Raw genomic sequence first — 23,858 nt, 5'->3', positions numbered from 1 at the left:
TTATTCGTCTCCTTCATAAAAAAATGTTAGACGTTCGATCATATCAGCTTTTGTTAAACCGATCTGTTTTCCTTTTGCAATGACGGCTTCAAGCTGGTTTTCAAATTCGCGTATCTGCCATTCTTTTAAAACATGGGGCTGCTGCCCTGCAACAAACGTTCCTCTGCCAATAGCAGATACGAGATACCCTTCCTGTTCTAGATCTTCGTATGCTCGTTTCGTTGTAATGACACTCACCTGTAACTCTTTTGCCAAAGCTCTCATAGAAGGAAGAGCATCACCTTCCATTAATGCGCCGGAAAATATGTGTGATTTAATTTGTGTTTTGATTTGACTAAATAACGGCTCTTTACTTGTGTTAGAAAGTATAATATCCATTATTTACCTCGTTTCTTGTATTTGTGTATATACAATATATACAATATATACATAAGCGTCAAGAAAAAGCTCGTCTTTTATATTTGTTTTTCGATTAAAAGGGATAGGTTTAAGCAAACCGAGGTGTCGACAGTGACATCTATATACAATTTCTGCTATTCTTGTTTTTATGGAATATAAATCGAAGGAGTTTAAAATATGAGACAAGAGCTACATTTACGTGTAATGGAAAAAGATGATTTGGAGTTTCTTCATCAATTGAACAATGATCCAAACGTTATGGATTTTTGGTTTGAGGAGCCATATATGTCCTTAGAAAAATTGAAGGATTTCTATGAAAAAAACCTAGAAAATGATAGACATAGACAGTTTATCCTAACAGAAAACGGAGAAAAAATAGGTTTTGTTGGGCTGTTTAGTATGAATCAACGTGACCGCAATGCTGAGTTTGCAATTATGATAGATCCGGCACAACAAGGAAAAGGGTATGCAAAATCAGCGACCCGCCTAGCGCTTGATTACGCATTTAGCAGACTAAACCTTCACAAAGTCTATTTAATCGTTGATAAAGCAAATGAAAAAGCTGTTCATATTTATGAGAAAGCAGGTTTTCAAGTTGAAGGGGAGTTGAAGGAGCATTTCTACGTGAATGGAACGTATCATGATGCATATTCAATGTACATGTTAAAAGATGCGTTTTTTAATAGAGGTTAACGTTCAATCATTTCTGTGAATAAGATAGCCCGGTGCCTTGCTGGCACACGGGCTATTATATAACTATTATGCGACAATGCATCTCCATTTAAGCATCATCACGTTTTATTGAATCTTCATAGGAGCTGTTATTATGGGGTTGTTTTTTTCTGTTATTTTACCAATCGTTTCGGTCTTTGGAGCAGGCTATGTATTGCAGCGTATTCGCATGCTAGATGTAAAGTCAATCGCGCCATTGTCGATTTATATTTTTTTACCAGCACTCGTGTTTACATCTTTGTATGAATCAACATTCAACCAAGGCTATTATATCATTCTTGTTTTCGGTTTCTTTATTTTGTTTGCCATCATTTTAATTAATAAAGTATTAGCTAAGCTGTTTCACTGGTCCCCTTCTGTTGAAAGTGCATCGATATTAACGACAGCCTTTATGAATGGTGGCAATTACGGTGTGCCGGTCATTTTGTTTGCTGTCGGTTCTGAGGCAATGCCTTATGCCATCTTTTATATGGTTGTGATTACGTTACTGATGAACTTCTTTGGTGTTTATTATGCATCCAGAGGTGTGAACGGTGCGCTGTATGCGCTCAAAAAGGTATTGAAGATGCCGACGACGTATGCGACCATTGCGGCTTTCGTGATGCAGCAAATTCCTTGGACGATTCCAGAGTCCGTCTACGGTATGCTCACAATGCTAAGCGATGCTGCAATTCCAATCATGATGGTTTTGCTCGGGATGCAGCTGGCATCAATCACATCACTGAAATTAAATTGGCAAGTGATCTCATCCGCGGTTAGTATTAGAATGATCATTTCACCATTGCTCGCTTTTTTATTTATTTCAGTTCTAGATGTTTCACCGATCATTGGTTCAGTTTTGTTAATTAATGCTGCGATGCCAAGTGCAGCAACAACGACAATGCTGGCGATCGAGTTTGATACAGAGCCTGACCTTGTATCGAGCATTACTTTAGCAACGACACTGTTTAGTGTTGTGTCTGTGACGGTCTTATTACAGTTTATAGCTTGATATAGAGAAAAGGAGAGCGAGATCTTGTATAGTTATCCTAAATGCTGCGCAAAATTAATATAAACCGAAAGCAAGGGTGTGGCGTATGGATATACAAGAGCTGCTTGTTCGATTAACGCTCAGTTTTTTTATAATGCTTCTTTTAACACGTATTATGGGACGAAAAGAAATTAGCCAAATGACCTTTTTTAATTTTGTGTCGGCGATTGCACTTGGCTCGTTAGGGGCGAACTTGGTCGTCAGTGACAATTTGTCGATCAGAAATGGCGTCATTGCGCTCGTTGGTTGGAGTGCATTTACATTAATAATGGGCTTTATTGACATTAAATCGCGGCGAGGAAGTCAAGTCATTAAAGGAGATCCATTAATCGTCATCAAGGGTGGTCAAATTATTGAACCTGCATTAAAGAGAAGTCGCCTTGATATAGAATCATTAAAAACAATGCTTAGAGAAAAGCAGGTTTTTTCTATGGCGGACGTAGATTATGCGATTTTTGAAACGAACGGCAAGCTGTCTGTAATGAAGAAACATGTGAAGCAGCCGGTGACAAAGCTTGATATGAATATTGAACTTGGAAAGCAGCATAAAGTTCCCATTGCGACTGAGGTTATTTCAGACGGTGAAGTCATCAAAGACAATTTGACCGCTTTAAATATGACTGAAGGCTGGCTTGTTCGCGAGCTACATAAACAAGGCATAGAACATATTACTGATGTCCTCTATGCTGAAATTCAACAAAATGGAACGCTATATATATCGCAAAAGGCACACGCTCATGAGTAGAGTGGGTACCTTTTGCTTTTTAATAGGATCGCCGTTGACTTCATATATTATTTTATATATGATCAACGTATGATGAAAGAGAATAAAACGCAAATGGCTTATCGCATTATTAAATCAAGAATTATTGAACGTGTATATGCACCTGGGCAGCGGCTCGTCATTGATCAGCTGGCAAAAGAATTGCAGACGAGTTCAATTCCTATTCGCGAAGCAGTTAGACAGCTTGAAGCTGAAGAACTCGTTGTTTATCAACGGAATATTGGTCCAGTCGTTGCAACCGTCCATGAAACGGACTACACAGATACGTTGAAGACATTAGCTGTATTAGAAGGCTATGCAACTGCATGTGCTTCATCTGACTTTCCGCGGGAACGGATAGACTCATTAAAAGAGAAGCAATCACTCATGAAGGAGGCTTTGGAAAACTTTGATATATTGGCGTATGCGAAGCTGAATGCCGAATTTCACCGACTTATATCCGATGCATGTGGTAATGCACACTTAATAAAAATGATCAGAGAAACATGGCAGCGCCTTGATTCGATTCGTGGTCCAGGCTCAATGATGTATTCAGGCCGCGTAAAGGCGTCAATTGCCGAGCATGATCAGCTTATCACTTTGTTGGAAACAGGAGCATCTCCTGGAACGCTAGAAAATTTGGCGCGGGCACATAAGCTTCGTACAGCAGAAGATTTTGAAGAACGTCGAATGAAGCATCAAGAGAACAAACACGTTTTTGATAGCTGATTCACTATGGAAAGCATGAGTGGATCAGCTATTTTTGTTTGGACTTTTAGCGGGTATGATGACTGAAGATGATAGCAATCTACAGCTCTATTAGGGTCAAAGCTTAGTATAAAAAATATACATCACGAGGTTGACATCATATCTGAAATCATATATGATCTACCTAAGTTTGTATTATCAGAATATTAATATAGCCATAAAGGTTAAAAATGTTTGAAAGGAGGCAGTCAGGATGAATATGTCTGATGCAAAACAGCGGCTAAGAGGGTCCATTGCGCCTGTCATAACGCCTTTTCATGAGGAAGAACAGATTGATTTTGAAAAGTTTACGGAGTTGATCAATTGGCAGATCGATCAAGGGAGTCATGGCATATCTGTTACAGGGACATCTGGTGAGCCAAGTTCGATGACTGTTGAGGAGCGAGAACAGGTGATGGAGGTTGCTTGTAAAACAGTCAATAAGCGAGTTCCATTTGTGCCGGGAACTGGTTCAGTGAATCATAATGAGGCGTTAAGACTGACAAAAGCAGCTCAAGAAATGGGGGCAGACGGTGCACTTGTTATCGTGCCGTACTATAACAAACCGAATCAGCATGCATTGTACAAACATTTTAAAACGATTGCTGAAGCTGTTGATATACCGCTCATTTTATACAACATACCCGGTCGTACAGCGATTAATTTGGAAGCGGATACAATTGCGGCACTCGCAAAGGATTGTCCGAATATTATTGGCGTCAAGGAATCAAACAAGGACTTTGAACATGTGAACAAGGTGCTCCTTAAAGCAGGACGTGATTTTAACTTGTATTCGGGTATTGAAGTGTTGTGCTACCCGATGCTTGCCATTGGAGGCGCGGGTCATGTGAGTGCAACAGCGAATGTCGCACCGGCCGAAGTAGCTGATCTATTTAATAAATGGGAGGCTGGTGATGTAGAAGGGGCGCAGGATTTGCATTATCATATGATGCCACTCAATGATGTTTTATTCCGTGATACAAATCCGGCTCCCGCGAAAGCGGCTCTTGGCATGATGGGCAAAATACAACCAGTCTTACGTAAGCCGCTCGATGTGCCTTCAGAAGCGATACAAGATGAAATTCGCACCGTCCTTCAATCCTATCATTTACTTGATTTAGCAAAAAGGTAGCGTAAATTTTTCAAAAAAGCAGGTGATCATTTGACGTCTATCGAAATGGAAAATATCCAGCTGTATGTGAATGGTTCATTTGTACCGGCTGTCGATGGCCGCACGTTTGACAATGTCAATCCTTTTACGAAAGAAGTCACCAATCAAGTGGCTGCTGGTGATCAAGCTGATGTAGAACAGGCATGTGAAGCAGCTGATTCGGCATTTAAGACTGGACCATGGGGCCACATGCCGCTTAAAGAACGCATGACTTACATTGAACGAATCGCCGATTTAATTGATGAATCTGTTGCAGACATTGCCGTAATGGAATCACTTGATACGGGACTACCAATCTCTCAAACCAAAAAGATGGTCGCACGTGCGGCTGAGAATTTTCGCTTTTATTCCAGAATGGTGCAAACCCATTTGCATGGGGATGCGTATCAAGTTGACGATGCTTTCATTAACTATACGGTTTATCAACCGCTAGGCGCTGTTGGGCTGATCACACCGTGGAATGCACCGTTTATGTTAACGACATGGAAGGTTGCTCCTGCGCTCGCATCAGGCAATACAGTTGTATTAAAACCAGCAGAATTGTCTCCTTTATCCGCAAATAAACTGGCACAAATTATTGATGCGGCTGGCGTACCTAAAGGCGTGTTCAACGTTGTTCATGGGTATGGTGAAACAGCTGGGGCAGCACTCGTTCAAAACGATAAAGTGAAAGCGATTTCATTTACAGGTGAAACTGTTACGGGTAAGACGATTATCAAAAACGCTGCAGATTCATTAAAGAAAACATCTATGGAGCTCGGGGGCAAATCACCGATCATCGTGTTCGACGATGCGGATTTTGAGCGGGCGCTTGATGCAGCGGTTTGGGGAATATTTTCATTTAACGGAGAACGGTGTACCGCTAATTCTCGTCTGTTCGTGCACACGTCCATTAAGCAAACATTTACTGAAGCCCTCAAAAAACGTGTTGATCAAATAAAGATGGGCGATCCAATGGATAACCAAACGGAGCTGGGGCCACTGATTGATCAAGCTCATTTTGAAAAGGTATCTCGTTATATTGAAATGGCTGAGAAAGAAGGGTGTGACGTGTATCAGGGGCAACAGCCGTCTGGAACGTCCGACGGGTATTTTGTGCCACCAACTCTATTATTAAACGCAACGAACGATATGCGCGTATCACAAGAGGAGATCTTTGGCCCTGTAATGTCTGTTATTGAATTTTCCACTGAACAAGACGTTATTGATATGGCTAACGCGGTTGAATATGGCTTAGCAGGGTATGTTTGGACGAATGATATAAAACGAGGACATCGGGTGGCGCAGGCTGTCGATGCAGGTATGCTTTGGATAAATGCACAAAATGTCCGTGATTTACGCATTCCGTTCGGAGGCATGAAGTCAAGTGGCATAGGTCGTGAAGGTGGCCATCACGCGATACTTGAGTTTTATACCGAGCCGAAAGCGATTCATGTTGCACTTGGTGATCATCCAATTCCTCAATTTGGTAAACATGATTAAACGATTGAACACACTCATATATTTTCAAGGAGGGACCATTTATGCCGGCTAAAACAGGAGCGGAGTATATTCAACGGTTAAAAGAGGCACAGAATAATGTGTACATTCATGGTGAAAAGGTCACAGACGTTACAACACATCCAGCCTTCAAAAATGTTGTGCAGTCTATGGCTGTGCTTTACGATTTGCAGCATGAAAAGAGGGACAAGATGCTTTACACCTCACCGACGAGTGGTGAAAAAGTCGGCATCACGTTTATGCAGCCTAAAACGATTGATGACCTCATTAGACGCAGAGAAGCGATGACTGAATGGGCTAAAACGAGTGGCGGTATGATGGGGCGTTCGCCCGATTATTTAAATGCTGACGTCATGGCCATGGGGACGAACAACCGAATTTTTGCTGAAGCAAGTCCTTATTTCGCTGAAAATGCCCGAAATTATTATGAATACGCCCGGGAAAATGATATCAGCTTAACCCACACACTCATCCACCCTCAAGTTAACCGGGCCAAAATGCAGCATGAACAGAAGGATGCAAACGTCGCACTCCACCTTGTTGAAGAACGCGAGGACGGCATTATCGTCGATGGCATCCGGCTGCTTGCCACACAAGGTGCCATCACCGATGAACTGCTCGTATTTCCATCAACTGTTAAAAAATCAGGAGAACAAGATGACCCATATTCATTAGCATTTGCCATTCCAAACAACGCCCCAGGACTTAAATTTATTAGCCGGGAGTCTTTTGACTATGGAAAAAAACCTTGGGACCATCCGCTCGGTGCGCGTTTTGAAGAAGGCGACACAATTGTGTCATTCGATCACGTCTTCGTTCCATGGGAGCGCGTATTTGTATGTGGTAATTCATCTGTTTGTAACCGTACATTTACCGAAACAAACGCTGTCGTTCATATGGCCCATCAGGTTGTTGCTAAAAATATTGTCAAAACAGAATTTGTCCTTGGTGTCGCCTTAAGCATGATGGATGCAATCGGCATTGATCAGTTCCAGCATGTGAAGGATAAAGGCACAGAAATTATGCTGACGCTTGAAACGATGCGCTCTCATTTATATCGCGCTGAGCATAACGCCAGTATAGACGCGTCTGGCACGATGACACCTGACTTTACGGCCTTGAATGCTGCTCGCAACTGGTATCCACGCGTTTACCCCCGACTTGCAGAGATTATCCGAATTCTCGGGGCATCCGGATTAATGGGGATCCCGACAGAAGCAGATTTTCAACATGAACAGATTGGTCCGATCATCCACCGTGGTTTACAGGGGAAGCATCTTGAGGGCTATGAACGTGTCCAATTGTTCCGCCTTGCTTGGGATATGACGTTAAGTGCTTTTGGATCTCGCCAAACACACTATGAATATTACTTTTTCGGTGATCCGATTAAAATGGGAATGGCTTATTTTGACAGCTATGATAAAGAACCGTTTAAGGCGTATATTCAGGACTTTTTGCAACAAACACGGGTTAAAGTATGATGAATTGTTTGTATAAAGAAGAAAACAGGAGAGTGGAGAATGCTGGCTTGCCACTCTCCTTTAAAACAGGGGGATGTTATAGATGGACGTAAATATTATCCGCTGTGCCCGGGCGGTGTTGTATGTGACGGATCTTGAGGCGTCACGCCGATTTTATGTTGATGCCCTCGGATTTATTGAAACCGATTCAGATGACACACACCTATTTTTGAGAGGCCTTGAAGAACATACACATCATAGTTTGGTGTTGAAGAAAAGCGCTCAGCCAGCTGTTGAGACACTTGGATATAAAGTGTCATCTGATGCTGACCTTGATCGGCTAGCCGCGATATTTTCTGAAAAAGGCTACGCTGTTAAATGGCTTGAAAAAGGGCGTCAACACGCGTTAGGACGGACGCTTCGTGTGATGGATATAAGCGGCATGCCTCTGGAGTTTTTTTCGGAGATGGAAAGCGTCGAGCGCATGCTACAACGGTACGACATGTACAAAGGGGCACGTGTGCAACGGATTGATCACTTTAATTGCATGGTTCCTGATGTGGAAGCGGCGTATGACTTTTATCAAGATGTTCTCGGCTTTGCCTGCTCGGAATATACCGATACACCTGAAGGAGATATTTGGGCTGCTTGGCTTCATCGTAAGCAAACCGTACATGATGTGGCGTTTATGAATGGGCTCGGTCCTCGTCTTCACCATGTTGGCTTTTGGCTCCCTGACCCGCTTGCCATCATACATGCATGTGATGTTCTTGCCTCAATGGGCTATGGGGCGCACATTGAACGTGGCCCGGGACGACACGGTCTTTCAAATGCGTTTTTCCTTTATTTACGTGATCCTGACGGCCATCGGATTGAGCTTTATAACGGAGATTATTTGACGAGTGATCCTGACTTTAAACCGATACGTTGGGATATTAATGATCCGATGCGACAAACGTTTTGGGGGCATGCGGCACCAGACAGCTGGTTTGAAGAAGCAGCGCATGTCTTAAATATTGAGACAGAAGAGCCAGTAGAGCAGAGTCCAGGTAAATTGAAGCAACACAAGCCGACATTTGTCATATAAAAGATGTCTAACTTAAGCACGTAAGAAAGGAGCGGTTGACTGGTGGATGACCGATTATTTAGAAAGGCGATGGGACAATTTACGACTGGGGTAACAATTATAACGGCTCAGGTCGGTGAAGAAGTGCGCGGAATGACGGCTAATGCATTTATGTCGGTATCGATGAATCCGAAGCTCGTCCTCATTTCTGTTGATGAAAAGGCAACGTTAAATCAATATATTCAAGGCTCTGGACAATTTGCTGTCAATATTTTAAACGATCATCAGCGAGATATGTCTGCTTATTTTGCTGGACAGAGTGACAATATCCGTTCAATTGATTTCCAATGGTTTGCAGGAATGCCAACGATTGAAGGGGCAATCGTTAAACTAGCATGTGATGTATATGACATGAAGACTGCGGGAGATCATCTGTTATATATCGGACAGGTGAAGGATATCTGCCTCAATGACGGTGATCCTTTAGTGTTTTATGGCGGACAGTATCATCAGGTGACAGAATCCGTTCAAGCGAAGTCATCTGATGTGTAATCAAAGGGGGGAGATACATGCAGCTTGAGACGTTACGACCACAAGAAAGTACGCGTGATATTTTTAAAATGATTGCTTCCCATGAGCAGATCGTCTTTTGCAACGATCCTGCCAGTGGGCTTCAAGCGATTATTGCCATTCACGATACGACACTTGGTCCGGCACTAGGTGGAACACGGATGTATCCTTATAAGACTGTTGATGATGCTTTGGTCGATGTTTTACGACTTTCAGAAGGGATGACGTATAAATGTGCAGCCACAGATATCGATTTTGGTGGCGGAAAAGGTGTCATTATTGGTGATCCTAATCAGGATAAAACCCCAGCTATGTTTCGTGCCTATGGTCAGTTTGTTGATTCTTTAAATGGCCGTTTTTATACAGGGACAGATATGGGCACAACGATGGATGATTTTGTTCATGCTGCTAAAGAAACGCCATTTATTAACGGATTGCCTGAAGTCTATGGCGGTGGCGGTGATTCATCTATTCCGACAGCAAAAGGCGTCATTTATGGATTAGAGGCGACCAATATGTTCTTGTATGGCACGAAGGATTTTGTGGGACGTACCTATGCGATTCAAGGACTCGGTAAAGTCGGTTTTAAAGTCGCAAAGCATCTGCTTAAGACTGGGGCAAATATATACGTTACGGATATTTATGAGGAAACGGTAGCTCGGCTTCAAGAACAGACGAAGGATTTGCCAGGGGTTGTGTATGCAGTAGAGAAAGATGCCATATATGACGTGGCAGCTGATGTGTTCGTTCCCTGTGCAATGGGTGGCGTTTTGAATGATGAGACAATTAATCGGTTAAATGTAAAAGCGGTCGTCGGATCAGCTAATAATCAGTTACAAGCGAAAGCACAAGCCGATCAGTTGGACAAAAAAGGTATATTATACGCACCTGACTATATTGTAAATGCTGGCGGTTTGATTCAGGTTGCGGATGAATTGTACGGTCCGAACCCCGAGCGTGTCATGGCAAAAACAGAATCAATCTATGATGCAGTTCTCGCCATTTATGATACAGCGCGGCGCAAAGGGATTACGACGAATGAGGCAGCAGATATGAATTGTCAACAGCGCATAAAAGAGCAGCAGGCCAGAAATAACTTTTTCACGCGTGGCCGCAGTCCGAAGTGGACGATTAAGTCATAAAACGTAATAAGGAGTGTTGCTAAACATGTACCGGGCTATGGCACGATTCAATGGTAGCCAGCATAATGAAGAAATTTACATTGATGCTAAAAACTCTATTGAATGGAATGGAACACACTATAATCAAAAGGCATTTAACTGGACATCCCCTATAGATGGAACGGTATACGGGACATTGTTTAATTTTCATGGTGACAGGATGGATGCGCGTTGGGAACAGCCGCCTTACACGAAGCCGCCTGAGCATGTCGTCATGTTCATTAAGCCTCAAAATACATTGAACGGGCATATGCAGCCGATTTCACTGCCAAAGGACGTTGATACGGTTGAAGTTGGTGCAGGCCTTGGGGTTGTGATCGGCCAGACGATGTCATGTGTATCGGATGCTGTGGCACTCGATTACGTGTCAGGTTACACGATTGTCAATGATGTAACGGTTCCACACGATAGCTTTTACAGACCTGATATAAAAAATAAAGTCCGTGATGGCTTTTGTCCAGTAGGCCCTTGGGTGATGGATAGATCTGCTATCGAAAATCCTAATCAACTAGATATGTACGTGTATGTCAATGAAGAGCAGGTATATACAAACAATATGTCTAACCTTGATAGGCCTATTGAGAAACTGCTCGCTGATATTACAGAATTTATGACCTTATATCCCGGTGACGTCATCATAGTAGGGCGCCCACTTCAAGCCCCCCTTGCTAAAGCTGATAATCATGTGGTCATTGACATTCCTGGTGTAGGACGACTCGAAAACACAATTATCGAGACCGCAACTATATCAACGGGAGGTGGTCGCAAATGAAGCACGCACGTGTTGCTTGCTATGGTGCCGTTCATGATGCAATTGAACAGAAAGGTCAGTTGAAGCTGGCTGATGGACGTCTCGTCAACTATGATGATGTCGTTTGGCTGCCACCGATTCACGTACGCACCATGTTTGTCCTCGGCCTCAACTATGCCGATCATGCCAGTGAAATTAGTTTTAATGCGCCCGAAGAACCGCTCGTCTTTTTAAAAGGACCGAATGCTGTCGTTGGTCATAATGCCTATACCCGTAGACCGAAAGACGCTACCCATATGCATTATGAGTGTGAACTCGCCGTCGTTATTGGCCGTACAGCGCGCAACGTGAGCCGCAGCGATGCTTATGAATACATTGCTGGATACACGATTGCGAATGACTACACGATCCGAGACTATTTAGAAAATTATTATCGCCCCAATTTACGTGTGAAAAATCGGGACACACTGACGCCGATCGGACCTTGGTTTGTTGATGCGGCCGACATCTCAGATCCAATGAATCTTACACTAAGAACCTATGTAAACGGAGAGTTGACACAGGACGGCTCTACAAAAGACATGGTATTTGATATTCCTTATCTCATAGAATACTTAAGTAGCTTTATGACGTTGAGCCCTGGTGACGTCATTTTAACCGGGACGCCGAAAGGAACCGTTCATGTTTACGAGGGAGATGAAGTTGTGACAGAGATAGAAGGTATTGGTGCACTGAAGAGCACGATTGTTGGTGATGACGCTTTTGCCAGGATTTAATTCATCGTAAAAAATTGATTTGGCGAGAGGGGAGGATGGACTTAAATGCCTCATATCATTGTTGAATATACAGATAATCTAAAAGCAGACGGACACATCCCTGAGCTGCTGAAAAAAATAAATGCAGCTTTAATTCATGAAGGCAATGTATTTCCGACTGGTGGCATTCGATCGCGGGCCATTGAACTGAGAGATTATGAGATTGCAGATGGGCAAGGACAGGATGATGCATTCGTACATGTGACCATTAAAATGGGCGCAGGAAGGCCCGATCACGTTAAAAAAGCGGTATGTGACAACCTATTTAAGGAGATCGAGCAGCATTTCGAACCTGTATTTAACGCACGTCCTCTCGCCCTATCGATGGAACGGTATGAATTTAGCGTTGGGACGTATAAAAAAAATACCATTCATGAACGGTATCGATAAGTTTTATCTCATGCTTCAGAGACATACGTTTCTGAAGCATGAGATTGTGATGCACGCATATATCGCAGAGGGCCCGCATAAATTGAGAACGAGCCGCATATCCGCCCGCCGAGCCGCATAAGTCATAATCTAGCCGCATATCCGCCCAACGGCACGCATAAGTCAGAATCCAGCCGCATACCCGCTCACCGAGCCGCATACATCATAATCCAGCCGCATATCCGCCCGCCGAGCCGTATACATCATAATTCAGCCGCATATCCGCCCACCGAGCCGCATAAATAAGACAGCAGCTTGCCCTCCTATCCCACCCATCTTCATTCGTCACTCACTTTCCAAGAAATACCCCTTCTTTGTCGGCCGGAACACATTGAATACGATCAACAATGCGACGATTAACATACTACTTGCCAAACCAATGATCGTACTACGAAGCGGTATGATATCTGCTAGCGCTCCGACAGCTAAGACAAATATGATTTGCAACAGACTTTGTAGTAGTTGCAAAATGCTCGTCACCCGTCCCATGAGTTTAACAGGGATATTATTTTGATAAAAGGTTGTAATTCCTGCATTCAAAAAAGCGTTGAAAAATCCGAGAATCGTAAACCCTACTGCAATTGACCAAAAGGACCAAGAAAATGCGTAAATGAGGTATCCTGTCGTCTGCATCAAAATCCCAACAGCAATTAAGCTCCGTAACGATGTTTTTTGAAAAAAGACGGCTAATAAAAACGCCCCCACAATAGAGCCAATCCCTGTAATACTAATGAGCAAGCTGTAATCTATTTCTGATAATCCGATGACACGCTGAGTAAAGACAACTTCCTGTGCATCCATCGTAAAGGAAAAGATGGTCGTGCCTAAATAGGCAACATAAACAAGGGTTACATATTTCAAGTCATGCAATAACGTCAATACAATTGACCAGTCTTGTTTGATTTGTTTAATGGATAAAGTCGGAATCGCCTGTTTATCCAATACTTCCTTTTTAGGCAAAAAATAAAGCAATAAAGCCGCAATAAAAAATGCGAATGCTGTGATGATAAGTGTCATCGTTAAATCCGTTAGCATAATGAGTGTTCCAGCAATTGAAGGACCGATGATAAAGGCACCAGACGTCGTTAATGATTGAATTGAATTGTAACGTTTTCGAATGTGGCGTGGCACTAATTGTGTCATATATGTCATGGAGGAAGGGATGAAAAATGCTTTCGCTGTACTTAACAAAATTAAAATGCCATAAACAAACGTAATATGAGGCAAAAACGGTATTACAAAAATGAGGGTACCACGAGCAAGATATGTCGTCATCATGATGTTTCGTTTACTGCGGTAATCAATAAAACTACCTGTCCAAAATTTGGTCAACACATTAACAAGTGGACCAATCACCCATAAAGCCGCCACAGCCGCAGCTGATCCCGTCATTTGGAAGACAAGTATGTTGATCGTAACCAAATAAATAAAATCACCAACGCCAGCAATGCCAACAGATACAAGAAGAACTGACGGATCCTTCCAAGTTGGCGACAGATTTGGAGACATTCAGTAACCCCCTCGAATACAGAAATCACACTTACGTACGTTAAACAAAATGATTCACTGTGTAATGGTTAAGAAGTACATTACATTATTCGACAAATACACTAAAAATTCCTGCTTATATACCTGATGTGGCCGTTATAGTAATTTTTAAAACGATCCGTCAAACCCAACAAACGCATAAAACTAAAACACCACGCATATCCCCTTAATTACACGCAAATATCGCAGAACCACCGCATATATCAGGGTTCCGCCGCATATATCGAAATCGAGACGCATATCACAAAAAACAGCCGCATATCGAAGTCGAGAGCCGCAAAATCGAAGAGAGGTTGAGTGGTGAACAACTCCCCTTTCTTAGATGGAAGGCTTATTCTATTGCTATAATGTAAACAAGCCTGACATACGTGTGAAATACACCACAAACAATAAATAGTAAACCAATCGAAACCCGCTCCCCCACCCTCCTCCTATCGCTGTCTTGAAACACCATGAGTTCTCCTCGTTGACATGTGATTCCCTTCATTTTATAATTTTTCCATATTTGATTATTTTTTCATCACATGTTTTACATGCATTGAGTATTTTCGAGCATCATAATGAGACGAGCTTAGGAGTGAGCAACATATGTTTGATGCATTATTGAAATATGATCCTATTATACTGGCACTGATCGCGACACTTTTTACGTATGGCATGACAGCACTTGGTGCGGCAGTTGTGTTTGCTAAAAAACAGATGAGCCAAAAGTTTTTAGACAGCATGCTTGGCTTTGCTGGTGGTGTTATGATAGCTGCGAGTTTTTGGTCACTGTTAGCACCAGCGATCGAAATGGCAGAAAAAGGCCCTGTGCCATCATGGATACCGGCAGCGGTCGGCTTTTTACTCGGTGGCTTTTTCCTAGCTGCTGTTGATAAAATATTACCGCATCTGCACCCTGGTTTATCAATTGATGAGGCTGAAGGGATTAAACCGAATCAAAAAAAACGTAGCACCTTGCTTGTTTTGGCCATTACGCTCCACAACATTCCTGAGGGACTTGCTGTCGGCGTCGCATTTGGAGCCGTTGCGGCTGGATCTGAAACGGCGTCACTTGCTAGTGCGGTCGCATTAGCAATCGGAATTGGTTTACAAAACTTGCCTGAGGGCGTGGCTGTGTCACTCCCATTAAGACGAGAAGGCATGTCACGTCGTAAAAGCTTCATGTACGGGCAATTCTCAGGAATGGTAGAGCCATTTGCGGCGATTGCAGGCGTGTTAGCGGTGACTTATGTGGAACCTATTTTGCCATATGCCCTTAGCTTTGCAGCGGGCGCGATGATATTCGTCGTTGTTGAGGAAGTTGTGCCAGGCTCACAGGAGGAAGGCCATAAAGACCTAGCCTCCATCGCCTTAATGATTGGATTTACCGTGATGATGATTTTAGATGTTGCCCTTGGATAAAGCCAAATTCAAAATAACTATTTAAAAACATTGATCACACCTAGCATCACTAATAACACTGGGGGCACGTAAGTTAAATGCTTTAACACCCTTTTCTGCGATAAGATGATGCCAACCGTGATGCCTGCGTAAACAAAAAGGCCACTCATCACACCGATCAGTGTAGCTGTCAACCAAGGGGAATAGCCGATAATGGCTGCACCAAGTCCTGCCCCGAACGCATCAAGCGCAAGTGCAGCACCTAACAAAAGCGCTTCATTGGGTGATATAGAGCCTGATTGATCAAGATCCGCATGACTCGGTTCCTCTAAAATGGACCGAATCATATGCGGTTTTTTTTTCGATTCAGTCCGTTCGGATTTTGGTTTGCATCGCAAAATGTTAAATAAGGAAAAAGAACCAAGGGTAATGAGGATAAATCCGCCCAATACTTTTGTATAGCTTGGAGGAATAAAAGAAGCAAGCACATCACCAATGGTCATGGATAAAAGAACGGTCAGTCCTGAGCATAGCATAATAATCACTGTTCCAAGAAAAGGCAGGCGAATTTTTTGCATGCCATAAGTGATACCAACCCCAAAGCCATCAATGCTAACAGCGATGACTAAAAATAGTAGACCAGTGAAAGAGAGCATTGCGGATCATCCCTTTGCATGTATTCTCAATTATTGTATGGTTAAGCAGACTATGTGTGAGAAAAAAGCTTGTGGACGTCGAATAAAGTCAAACTGTGGAATGACTGTTTATTCTCCGATGGTCCATCTTATGTTAAAGTGGAGAGAGGAACTTTTGAAAGGAATGTCATAAATGAGTAAAACAGTCGTATTAGCCGAAAAACCTTCTGTTGGTCGTGACCTGGCACGTGTCTTGAAATGCACGAAAAAAGGAAATGGCTACATGGAAGGCCAACAATATATTGTGACGTGGGCGCTTGGACATCTCGTCACCCTTGCAGACCCAGATATGTATGATGATAAATATAAAACATGGAAGCTGAATGATTTACCGATGCTGCCGAACCATTTAAAGCTTGTCGTCATTAAACAGACAGGCAAACAATTTAACACCGTAAAAGCACAGTTGAATCGGAAGGACGTTAAGGATATCGTCATTGCGACTGATGCTGGTCGAGAAGGCGAGCTCGTTGCCCGTTGGATTTTAGAAAAAGCACGTATTCAAAAGCCTGTTAAACGGTTATGGATATCGTCCGTAACAGATCAGGCTATACGAGATGGCTTTAAAAAGCTGAAGCCTGGTAAAGCTTATGAAAACTTGTATGCATCCGCTGTTGCTAGATCTGAAGCGGATTGGTACGTTGGCTTAAATGCAACTCGCGCCCTTACGACCAAATACAATGCACAGCTTTCGGCAGGCCGGGTGCAAACGCCAACTCTAGCAATGATTGCTACCCGTGAAGAAGACATTAAGACGTTCAAACCGAAGACGTTTTACGGCTTGAAATTAAAAGCACAAAAAGGCCTAACATTTACATGGCAGGACAGCAAAAACAACAGCAGACTTTTTTCAAAAGAACAAGCAGACGAAAAAATGGCTGCAGTACAAAATAAGCCTGCAAAAGTTGCCGCCGTTCATAAAAAACATAAAAAAGCATTTGCCCCTCAGCTTTATGACTTAACAGAGCTGCAGCGAGATGCGAACCGTATTTTTGGTTTTTCTGGAAAACAAACATTGTCCTTAATGCAAAAATTGTATGAACAGCATAAGGTTCTTACATACCCGCGGACAGATTCACGAGTTTTAACATCAGATATCGTCCCAACTTTAAAAACGCGTGTAAAAGCATGTGGCATTGATCAATATGCTAAATACGCCACGCCTATTTTAAATAGGGATTTAAAGCTGGGCAAGGCTGTCGTTGATAATGCGAAGGTGTCTGATCACCACGCTATCATTCCGACAGAAGAGCCTGTGCGACTTGCGGAACTTGGCAGCAACGAACGCAAAATTTATGATCTCGTCGTGAGCCGCTTCCTAGCAGTGTTATCCGATCCTCAAGAGTACGAAGAAACGAGTGTTACGGTTACAGTCGCTGGTGAAACATTTACGACCAAGGGCAAGGTTGTTCTAAAGCAAGGCTGGAAGGATATATATCGTCATACGAACTTTAACGATGACGACGATAAGGGCGACCAGCTCCCGGTTATGAAAGAAGGCGATGTGCTTAAAGGTGTTCAAATCGAAATGACGCAAGGAGAAACGCAGCCACCTGCAAGGTTTACAGAAGGGACGTTGCTCCAAGCGATGGAAAACCCTGTCCGCTACATGGCGTCCGATGAGCGTCATCTAGCCGGAACGTTATCTGAGGTTGGCGGACTCGGTACCGTTGCGACCCGTGCCGACATTATTGAAAAATTGTTTAACACGATGTACATCGAAATGCGCGGCAAGTACATTCACCTGACTTCAAAAGGCAAACAGCTTCTTGAATTGGCACCAGAAGCATTGCGCTCACCAGCATTGACAGCCGAATGGGAGCAAAAACTGAGTGCAATCGCGAATGGACAGTTGAAAAAAGATCACTTTATCAAGGATATGAAAGACTATGCCAAGGAAATCGTCCAAACTGTTAAAGGCAGTGATGCAACCTTCAAGCATAATAATTTAACCGGAACGAAATGTCCTGAATGCGGTGAACTGATGCTGGAAGTTAAAAATAAAAAAGGCCGCATGCTCGTCTGCAAGGACCGCTCATGTGGTCACAGAAAAAACATTGCTAAACAAACAAACGCCCGCTGTCCGAACTGCCATAAGCGAATGGATTTGCGTGGGGAAGGCGAGGGACAAATTTTCACGTGCTCATGTGGTCACCGTGAAAAACTGTCGACCTTTAACGCCCGTAAAGACCGGGAGAAGAAGCATAAAGTATCGAAAAAAGACGTTAATAAATATTTAAAGAAACAAGACGATGGCTTTAAAAATAATGCCCTAGCTGAACAACTGGCGAAATTGAAAAAATAGGGTAAACAATAAATCCCATGCTGAGATAGGCATGGGATTTATTTTAAGCGTGTATAGTTACCGGTTACCCATTGAAACTATGCATGAATTTCCTTATACTGTAATTAAGATTTAATGAGAGGGTGACACTGGGCGGATGGACAACTAATCCTGTTTTAAACGTGTATTGATAAAAGTGCATCAACGGGCATAGGCCTGTTTTATTAGAGATGCATGATGTTATCGGACACAAAGAATAGGATTTGCTCTGCCTTGTTTGTCATAATGAGATCATTAAAAACAGACGGAACCCTAAACGCTATCTATAGGCCATGGTTCAGTTTAGTTTGTTTTTTCTCATTCTCTGTACGACAAGCGATCCACTTCCTATTCTTTGAATGGGGAGTTTTTTTTATTGCCCCAACTTAACGATTAAAGGAACGGGGGCTTATGATGTCTATCATGTATATTGACAATGTTACTTACGATATTGCTGAGAAAAGTGTGCTCAGCATCGATCATCTCCAAATTAATAAGGGTGATCGAATAGGTGTGGTCGGTAAAAATGGGAGTGGCAAAACAACTCTTATTCGCTTGTTATCCGGGGACCTTAAGCTACAATCAGGCGTCATTAAATCATTCGGAAGTCGTAAATTGCTGCCACAAATAAAAAAAGACCATCCTTTTAAAAGTGGGGGTGAAGTCACACAACGTTATATAGACGAAGCGTTAGCGGAAAAACCAGACATTCTTTTCGCTGATGAACCGACAGCAAATCTGGACACCGATCATATTGAAACATTAGAACAACAATTTTCACGCTGGCCAGGTTCTCTCGTAATTGTCTCACATGACCGAGCGTTCCTCGACACGGTATGTCATAAAATTTGGGAAGTGAAAGATACCGAGGTCATCGTGTATAAAGGCAATTATTCAGCATATGAATCCCAACGAGATCTTGCCATTGCGACACAGGAACATGCTTATCAAGACTACGTAAAGAAGAAAAAACAACTGGAGCAAGCGCTAGAACTCAAAAAAAGGAAGGCTGCCCGTGCGACTAAAAAACCACTTGAAAAGGGTGATTCGGAATACAAAATAGGTGAGGACTATTTCGCCAAAAGGGGAAAAAAGCTCGAAGCGACTGTGAAGGCTATGGAATCACGCATTGATAAATTGGATAAAGTAGAAAAAGTTAAAGAAGAACCACCTTTAAAGATGAGCTTGCCAGGTGCTGACACATTACAAAAACGCATCATCATACGCATAACAGATGTGCCGGGTATGGTTGAAAAACGAAAGCTCTGGTCAAAAGCGACTCTGCACATTAATGCTGGTGATAAAATAGGCATCATTGGTCATAATGGCTCGGGAAAAACGACATTTCTAAAGTATTTACTCGATGACGTATCAGGTATTCAAATTTCCCCTGCTGTTAAAATCGGTTACTTTAGCCAAAACCTAGACATATTAGATCCACACCAATCAATTCTCGAAAATGTTAAAGTGACCTCACCTCATGCTGAGGCACTTATTCGCACTGTATTGGCTAGACTGCATTTTTTTCGTGATGATGTCTTTAAGTCCGTTTCAGTGTTGAGTGGCGGTGAACAGGTTAAAGTCGCCTTCGCAAAGATTTTTTTGAGCAATATAAATACGCTGATCCTTGATGAACCGACTAATTTTCTTGACATTCAAGGTGTTGAGGCTTTGGAATCATTGTTAAAAGCATTTCCCGGAACGGTGTTATTTGCGAGTCACGATCGGCGGCTCTTAGACAAGGTTGCCAAACAACTGATTGTCATTGATCAACAGAGGCTGGTGCTATTTAATGGTTCATATAAAGATTATCAAACCAAAAATCCTGATAAAGAACAAGATTCGACGACGGAACAAAGAATGATCATCGAAAATAAAATAACAGAGGTGCTTGGCAAGCTTAGTCTTGAGCCAACACCAGAATTAGAAGAGGCGTTTCAAAAATTGTTAGAGCAGAAGAGGAAGTTGAAAGACAGAGGTTAGCTTTAGTTGAAACGAATCACAATTGCAAACGGTTTACTTGTATTGCCTATATCATGTATCATTTATATGAATGTATTATTTCATTTACATGTATAAGGAGGTTTCATATATATGGCATTTGTAATCTTAGATCCGTGCAGGAGTGAAAAATCAGGTGAATGTGTGACTGTTTGCCCGGTTGATTGCATAGAGGAAGGTCCAGATCAATTTTATATAGATCCAGATATTTGTATTGACTGTGCAGCATGTAAGGCGGTATGCCCAGTTGATGCAATTGAAGAAGAATATGACCTGACACCAGATCAGGAAGTATTTCTTGAAAAAGCGGAAGAATTTTTTGCGAATCGATAACATGATCAAAACGTCCTCTCTTATACACATAAGTGAGAGGACGTTTTTAGTTTTCCTTAGAAAAAGCATTATAATAATGTCTGTAGCTATTTATTCCGCTGCTTCTTCATTTACTTCTTCAGCGAGTTTCGATGTAATCCATTTCTTAGCGGTTGCTTCATCAATTTCATATACTTTACCAGCACGTAATAAATCGCCATGATAAGCGGTTTGCACGTTCATTTTCACCTTAATCATATAAAGGACTCCTCTTCATTAAAGATCTCCGTTTCATTATAATATAAACGAAGGGAGTCTGCTTGAAAATTAGCAATTACTTTAAGGGGGAATTTTCATAGGCATAAGCATGTATAGTTTACCGTTAAAACAGTCTATGAAACGACATGCCCGTCATATTTTAGACACATTACACCCTATTAATCCATCATTTTATTGATCATCACAAGCAATTTGACTATGATATATAAGAAAACTATACGAGAAGCGTGGGATAGATATGGCCGATATATTAATGATTTATGCCAGTACGACTGGTAATACAGAAATGATGACGCAAATAATAGCCGACTATTTGGAGGCTCATTATCATACAGTTGAAATTCGTACATTTGACTTTGATCCAGTTGATGTTGAGGACCTTTCGCAGTACGACGCGGTATTAATTGGGACACATACATGGGATAATGGCAGTCTGCCTTATGAAGTAGAGGATTTTGATGAAGAACTAGATGATGCCGATATTTCAGGACCTGTTTATGGAGTTTTCGGATCTGCCGACTCGTTTTACGAAACCTACGGAGGTGCCGTTGATACGATATGGCTGCATCTTGAAGAACTTGGTGCTACCCTCGTCCCCCAGCGGCTAAAGGTAGATTTGACACCTGACGACGAGGATGTCGAACGGTGTAGAACTTTCGCCGCGGAACTATGTCAAATGCTTGAATAAAAAGCATATAGGAAAATGAATGCTTTTTATAAAGGTATTCCCACTAATTCGTCCGTTGTAGCCTAACGCTCAATTAAATTGACTGACACTCTTTTTCTTGTGCTTTATGTAGAAACGATACTTTGCATTCGAATTTTTGTGGACGTCTATTAATTTAAAAGCTCCTCTTCTCAAAAGAAAAGGAGCTTGAGATATTCTATTTTTTTATTTAGATTCGTTTTCCAGCGCATCCTCTTGCTGGTCTGACGCTTCGGGAGTTGCAGCAGTTTCTTCATCAGCAATCATTTGTTCCTCAGTCTTGACTTGCTCCTGAATAACTGTATGTGTATTGCCCCTGTTAACCAGGTCTGTCAATAACTTGGATACATCGATGCCAGTTGTTTCTTTGAGTGTTTCTTGAACCTGAGCCATTGTATTAACAGATGTTCCGTTGTACGAACCCAATCCTTTTCCATTGCCGGTATCAATTACTTTAACCGAATCAATGTTTGCGAGTGGTGCAGAGATCTGCTTAGCATATTCTGGAAGCATATCAATCAGCTTTTCAATAATGACGACTTCTCCATGTTCAGCAATCGCTTCGGCTAACTTCTTCTTCGCTTCTGCTTCAGCTTCACCTTTACGGCGAATAACGTCAGCTTCCGCAAGACCTTGTTCACGTTGAACTTTTGCTTTTGCCTCACCCTCGATTTGGGACTTACGCGAATCAGCCTCAGCACGCTTCGTTGTTTCGTAGTAATCAGCATCGGCCTTTTCTTTTCGAACCTTAGCCTCTTCTTGCTCTAGTTGAACCAAGCGTTCTCGCTCAAGGTGCTTCAAGCGAAGTTCTTCTTCTTTTTGTTGGGCGATCAGCTCGAGTTCGCGTTCCTGGACTTCTTTTTCCAAAGACGCTTTTTCAAGATTATACGACTGTTCGGACTTAGCTCGAGCTCTTTCAGTTTCTTCTTTAATCGCTGCATCTTTTAAATCTTTATTTTTTCTTGATTCTGCAATTTCACTCTGGCGGATAAACTCTTGTTCCATTGCTTCCTTATCGTTATTTGCTTTATGGATACGGGTTTCTTTGTCAGCATCAGACTCAGCGAGTTCCGCGCGTTGTCTCGCTTCAGCAATACGCGGGCGGCCTAAGTTGTCTAAGTAGCCATTTTCTTCATCGGCGTCCCTAAGGTCTTGGAGTCCCAAAGAAGTGATTTTAAAACCCATTTCATCCAACTGTTGTTGTGCGACTGAGGTTACCTGACGATTAAACTCTTCGCGGTCCTCATTAATTTGTTCCACAGTCATTTTTGATAAAATCGCACGGAGATTAGCATTTAAAACCTCGGAAATTTCTTCTTCTTGTTCTGATTGTTTTTTACCAAGGAATTGTTCGGCGTAAAGCGCAATACCTTTTAATGTATCAGCCACTTTCACCATCGCAACCGCATCCGCAACAATTGGTACACCACCATTCGTATAAACACGAGGTGTGGTTAATTTTAATTGGAACGCATTAAGGTCGACCGGTGTAGCTGTCTGGTGCATGCGCAGCAAATGTCCACCGCCACGAATAATTTTCATTGAACGGCCTTCTTCATCGGTAAATATGTTTGTTTCTTTTTCCGGATTACCGAGCTTAGGACCAGCAATGATGAGTGCTTCATTCGACTTAGCTGTGCGGTATCGGAACTTCATCCATACCCACCAAACTAACCCAAGAATAGCTGCGACAATTAATACTGGAATAAGAATTGTCAAAAAAACCATAATTTCCACATGCATTTCCCCTTTTCTTATTATTCTATGTCTATGTTAACAAGAAAAAAGTATTCTGAGTGAATTTTTATTAAAATTTTTACATTTATTTACTTTTGTGAGGTAATAAAAGCTAAAAAGATAGCTTATCGACCGATTTATACTAAATATCGTCTGCTTCTTAGATTGACGGAAGTTCTGTATCGAATGAAGAAGATGTTTTGTACCAATCATTTATTGTACTTAAAGTAAAAAGGTGCATATCAGCACCTTTTTACAAA

Annotated in this window: 23 protein-coding genes; 18 read left to right on the top strand and 5 right to left on the bottom strand. The window is 42.2% G+C overall.

Going from position 1 to position 23,858, the window contains the following annotated elements; all coding sequences use genetic code 11:
- A complete protein-coding gene (locus HPC67_RS14695; RefSeq protein WP_217589417.1) occupies window positions 1-378 on the bottom strand; it encodes a GntR family transcriptional regulator in 378 nt (125 codons plus the stop codon).
- A gap of 198 nt (window positions 379-576) precedes the next feature.
- Between HPC67_RS14695 and HPC67_RS14690 the strand changes: the two genes are divergently transcribed.
- The 13 genes from HPC67_RS14690 (at window position 577) to HPC67_RS14630 (ending at window position 12,575) form a co-directional block, all read left to right on the top strand.
- Window positions 577-1,092, top strand: coding sequence for a GNAT family N-acetyltransferase (locus tag HPC67_RS14690; RefSeq protein WP_217589415.1), 516 nt, complete (start codon window positions 577-579; stop codon window positions 1,090-1,092).
- A 133-nt stretch (window positions 1,093-1,225) separates the two neighbouring features.
- Window positions 1,226-2,122 (top strand): AEC family transporter, encoded by an 897-nt coding sequence (locus HPC67_RS14685; protein ID WP_217589413.1) that lies wholly within the window; start codon window positions 1,226-1,228, stop codon window positions 2,120-2,122.
- A gap of 85 nt (window positions 2,123-2,207) precedes the next feature.
- The gene (locus tag HPC67_RS14680) at window positions 2,208-2,906 is read left to right on the top strand and encodes a YetF domain-containing protein (protein WP_217589411.1); all 699 of its coding nucleotides are present in this window, start codon (window positions 2,208-2,210) and stop codon (window positions 2,904-2,906) included.
- A gap of 72 nt (window positions 2,907-2,978) precedes the next feature.
- Window positions 2,979-3,653 (top strand): GntR family transcriptional regulator, encoded by a 675-nt coding sequence (locus HPC67_RS14675; RefSeq protein WP_246570169.1) that lies wholly within the window; start codon window positions 2,979-2,981, stop codon window positions 3,651-3,653.
- Window positions 3,654-3,891: 238 nt separating this feature from the next.
- Window positions 3,892-4,803 (top strand): 2,4-dihydroxyhept-2-ene-1,7-dioic acid aldolase, encoded by a 912-nt coding sequence (gene hpaI / locus HPC67_RS14670; protein ID WP_425514324.1) that lies wholly within the window; start codon window positions 3,892-3,894, stop codon window positions 4,801-4,803.
- A 45-nt stretch (window positions 4,804-4,848) separates the two neighbouring features.
- Complete coding sequence (gene hpaE, locus HPC67_RS14665; RefSeq protein WP_217589449.1) at window positions 4,849-6,324, top strand: 5-carboxymethyl-2-hydroxymuconate semialdehyde dehydrogenase; 1,476 nt, start codon at window positions 4,849-4,851, stop codon at window positions 6,322-6,324.
- Window positions 6,325-6,365: 41 nt separating this feature from the next.
- On the top strand, window positions 6,366-7,823 hold the full coding sequence (hpaB, locus tag HPC67_RS14660; protein WP_217589407.1) for a 4-hydroxyphenylacetate 3-monooxygenase, oxygenase component: 1,458 nt from the start codon (window positions 6,366-6,368) through the stop codon (window positions 7,821-7,823).
- A gap of 82 nt (window positions 7,824-7,905) precedes the next feature.
- Window positions 7,906-8,889 carry a 3,4-dihydroxyphenylacetate 2,3-dioxygenase gene (gene hpaD, locus HPC67_RS14655; RefSeq protein WP_217589405.1) on the top strand — a complete coding sequence of 328 codons (984 nt, stop codon included), beginning with the start codon at window positions 7,906-7,908 and terminating at the stop codon, window positions 8,887-8,889.
- Window positions 8,890-8,931: 42 nt separating this feature from the next.
- The gene (locus HPC67_RS14650) at window positions 8,932-9,420 is read left to right on the top strand and encodes a flavin reductase family protein (protein WP_217589403.1); all 489 of its coding nucleotides are present in this window, start codon (window positions 8,932-8,934) and stop codon (window positions 9,418-9,420) included.
- A gap of 17 nt (window positions 9,421-9,437) precedes the next feature.
- Window positions 9,438-10,580 carry a Leu/Phe/Val dehydrogenase gene (locus HPC67_RS14645; RefSeq protein WP_217589401.1) on the top strand — a complete coding sequence of 381 codons (1,143 nt, stop codon included), beginning with the start codon at window positions 9,438-9,440 and terminating at the stop codon, window positions 10,578-10,580.
- Window positions 10,581-10,605: 25 nt separating this feature from the next.
- Window positions 10,606-11,391 (top strand): fumarylacetoacetate hydrolase family protein, encoded by a 786-nt coding sequence (locus HPC67_RS14640; protein WP_217589399.1) that lies wholly within the window; start codon window positions 10,606-10,608, stop codon window positions 11,389-11,391.
- Window positions 11,388-12,146: a fumarylacetoacetate hydrolase family protein gene (locus tag HPC67_RS14635; RefSeq protein ID WP_217589392.1), complete on the top strand. Its 759-nt coding sequence runs from the start codon at window positions 11,388-11,390 to the stop codon at window positions 12,144-12,146. The genes HPC67_RS14640 and HPC67_RS14635 overlap by 4 nt, the downstream gene beginning before the upstream one ends.
- A gap of 45 nt (window positions 12,147-12,191) precedes the next feature.
- Complete coding sequence (locus HPC67_RS14630; protein ID WP_217589385.1) at window positions 12,192-12,575, top strand: 5-carboxymethyl-2-hydroxymuconate Delta-isomerase; 384 nt, start codon at window positions 12,192-12,194, stop codon at window positions 12,573-12,575.
- A 324-nt stretch (window positions 12,576-12,899) separates the two neighbouring features.
- Here the strand turns inward: HPC67_RS14630 and HPC67_RS14625 are convergent, their stop codons facing one another.
- Window positions 12,900-14,123: an MFS transporter gene (locus HPC67_RS14625; protein ID WP_217589383.1), complete on the bottom strand. Its 1,224-nt coding sequence runs from the start codon at window positions 14,121-14,123 to the stop codon at window positions 12,900-12,902.
- Window positions 14,124-14,750: 627 nt separating this feature from the next.
- Here HPC67_RS14625 and HPC67_RS14620 point away from each other — a divergent pair.
- Entirely contained in the window at window positions 14,751-15,566 is an 816-nt protein-coding gene (locus HPC67_RS14620) for a ZIP family metal transporter (RefSeq protein ID WP_217589381.1), read from the top strand.
- Window positions 15,567-15,583: 17 nt separating this feature from the next.
- Here the strand turns inward: HPC67_RS14620 and ytaF are convergent, their stop codons facing one another.
- The gene (gene ytaF / locus HPC67_RS14615) at window positions 15,584-16,201 is read right to left on the bottom strand and encodes a sporulation membrane protein YtaF (protein WP_217589379.1); all 618 of its coding nucleotides are present in this window, start codon (window positions 16,199-16,201) and stop codon (window positions 15,584-15,586) included.
- Window positions 16,202-16,373: 172 nt separating this feature from the next.
- Here ytaF and HPC67_RS14610 point away from each other — a divergent pair, with 172 nt between their 5' ends.
- The 3 genes from HPC67_RS14610 to HPC67_RS14600 all read left to right on the top strand — a co-directional run bounded on the left by HPC67_RS14610 (window position 16,374) and on the right by HPC67_RS14600 (window position 20,897).
- Window positions 16,374-18,545: a DNA topoisomerase III gene (locus tag HPC67_RS14610; RefSeq protein WP_217589371.1), complete on the top strand. Its 2,172-nt coding sequence runs from the start codon at window positions 16,374-16,376 to the stop codon at window positions 18,543-18,545.
- A 432-nt stretch (window positions 18,546-18,977) separates the two neighbouring features.
- On the top strand, window positions 18,978-20,546 hold the full coding sequence (gene abc-f / locus HPC67_RS14605; protein ID WP_217589369.1) for a ribosomal protection-like ABC-F family protein: 1,569 nt from the start codon (window positions 18,978-18,980) through the stop codon (window positions 20,544-20,546).
- A gap of 111 nt (window positions 20,547-20,657) precedes the next feature.
- Window positions 20,658-20,897 carry a ferredoxin family protein gene (locus HPC67_RS14600; protein ID WP_217589362.1) on the top strand — a complete coding sequence of 80 codons (240 nt, stop codon included), beginning with the start codon at window positions 20,658-20,660 and terminating at the stop codon, window positions 20,895-20,897.
- A 90-nt stretch (window positions 20,898-20,987) separates the two neighbouring features.
- Here the strand turns inward: HPC67_RS14600 and HPC67_RS14595 are convergent, their stop codons facing one another.
- Window positions 20,988-21,134, bottom strand: a complete 147-nt coding sequence (locus tag HPC67_RS14595; RefSeq protein ID WP_217589360.1) for a hypothetical protein — start codon at window positions 21,132-21,134, stop codon at window positions 20,988-20,990.
- A gap of 259 nt (window positions 21,135-21,393) precedes the next feature.
- On the opposite strand from HPC67_RS14595, the gene HPC67_RS14590 reads away from it, so the two are divergent.
- A complete protein-coding gene (locus HPC67_RS14590) occupies window positions 21,394-21,843 on the top strand; it encodes a flavodoxin (RefSeq protein ID WP_217589358.1) in 450 nt (149 codons plus the stop codon).
- A 204-nt stretch (window positions 21,844-22,047) separates the two neighbouring features.
- Here the strand turns inward: HPC67_RS14590 and HPC67_RS14585 are convergent, their stop codons facing one another.
- Window positions 22,048-23,598 (bottom strand): flotillin family protein, encoded by a 1,551-nt coding sequence (locus tag HPC67_RS14585; protein ID WP_217589357.1) that lies wholly within the window; start codon window positions 23,596-23,598, stop codon window positions 22,048-22,050.
- Window positions 23,599-23,858 lie beyond the last annotated feature (260 nt).

The organism is Lentibacillus saliphilus (assembly GCF_019093865.1).
Lineage (GTDB): Bacteria > Bacillota > Bacilli > Bacillales > Amphibacillaceae > Lentibacillus_B > Lentibacillus_B saliphilus.
The sequence above is the reverse complement of the archived record's forward strand: the minus strand, read 5'-3'. Positions and strand labels throughout refer to the sequence as shown.

Excerpts from the sequence above, each read along its gene's own strand:
- HPC67_RS14695 (WP_217589417.1), bottom strand. The coding sequence starts at position 378 with ATGGATATTATACTTTCTAACACAAGTAAAGAGCCGTTATTTAGTCAA.
- HPC67_RS14690 (WP_217589415.1), top strand. The coding sequence starts at position 577 with ATGAGACAAGAGCTACATTTACGTGTAATGGAAAAAGATGATTTGGAG.
- HPC67_RS14685 (WP_217589413.1), top strand. The coding sequence starts at position 1,226 with ATGGGGTTGTTTTTTTCTGTTATTTTACCAATCGTTTCGGTCTTTGGA.
- HPC67_RS14680 (WP_217589411.1), top strand. The coding sequence starts at position 2,208 with ATGGATATACAAGAGCTGCTTGTTCGATTAACGCTCAGTTTTTTTATA.
- HPC67_RS14675 (WP_246570169.1), top strand. The coding sequence starts at position 2,979 with ATGAAAGAGAATAAAACGCAAATGGCTTATCGCATTATTAAATCAAGA.
- hpaI (WP_425514324.1), top strand. The coding sequence starts at position 3,892 with ATGTCTGATGCAAAACAGCGGCTAAGAGGGTCCATTGCGCCTGTCATA.
- hpaE (WP_217589449.1), top strand. The coding sequence starts at position 4,849 with ATGGAAAATATCCAGCTGTATGTGAATGGTTCATTTGTACCGGCTGTC.
- hpaB (WP_217589407.1), top strand. The coding sequence starts at position 6,366 with ATGCCGGCTAAAACAGGAGCGGAGTATATTCAACGGTTAAAAGAGGCA.
- hpaD (WP_217589405.1), top strand. The coding sequence starts at position 7,906 with ATGGACGTAAATATTATCCGCTGTGCCCGGGCGGTGTTGTATGTGACG.
- HPC67_RS14645 (WP_217589401.1), top strand. The coding sequence starts at position 9,438 with ATGCAGCTTGAGACGTTACGACCACAAGAAAGTACGCGTGATATTTTT.
- HPC67_RS14640 (WP_217589399.1), top strand. The coding sequence starts at position 10,606 with ATGTACCGGGCTATGGCACGATTCAATGGTAGCCAGCATAATGAAGAA.
- HPC67_RS14635 (WP_217589392.1), top strand. The coding sequence starts at position 11,388 with ATGAAGCACGCACGTGTTGCTTGCTATGGTGCCGTTCATGATGCAATT.
- HPC67_RS14630 (WP_217589385.1), top strand. The coding sequence starts at position 12,192 with ATGCCTCATATCATTGTTGAATATACAGATAATCTAAAAGCAGACGGA.
- HPC67_RS14625 (WP_217589383.1), bottom strand. The coding sequence starts at position 14,123 with ATGTCTCCAAATCTGTCGCCAACTTGGAAGGATCCGTCAGTTCTTCTT.
- HPC67_RS14620 (WP_217589381.1), top strand. The coding sequence starts at position 14,751 with ATGTTTGATGCATTATTGAAATATGATCCTATTATACTGGCACTGATC.
- ytaF (WP_217589379.1), bottom strand. The coding sequence starts at position 16,201 with ATGCTCTCTTTCACTGGTCTACTATTTTTAGTCATCGCTGTTAGCATT.
- HPC67_RS14610 (WP_217589371.1), top strand. The coding sequence starts at position 16,374 with ATGAGTAAAACAGTCGTATTAGCCGAAAAACCTTCTGTTGGTCGTGAC.
- abc-f (WP_217589369.1), top strand. The coding sequence starts at position 18,978 with ATGTCTATCATGTATATTGACAATGTTACTTACGATATTGCTGAGAAA.
- HPC67_RS14600 (WP_217589362.1), top strand. The coding sequence starts at position 20,658 with ATGGCATTTGTAATCTTAGATCCGTGCAGGAGTGAAAAATCAGGTGAA.
- HPC67_RS14595 (WP_217589360.1), bottom strand. The coding sequence starts at position 21,134 with ATGATTAAGGTGAAAATGAACGTGCAAACCGCTTATCATGGCGATTTA.
- HPC67_RS14590 (WP_217589358.1), top strand. The coding sequence starts at position 21,394 with ATGGCCGATATATTAATGATTTATGCCAGTACGACTGGTAATACAGAA.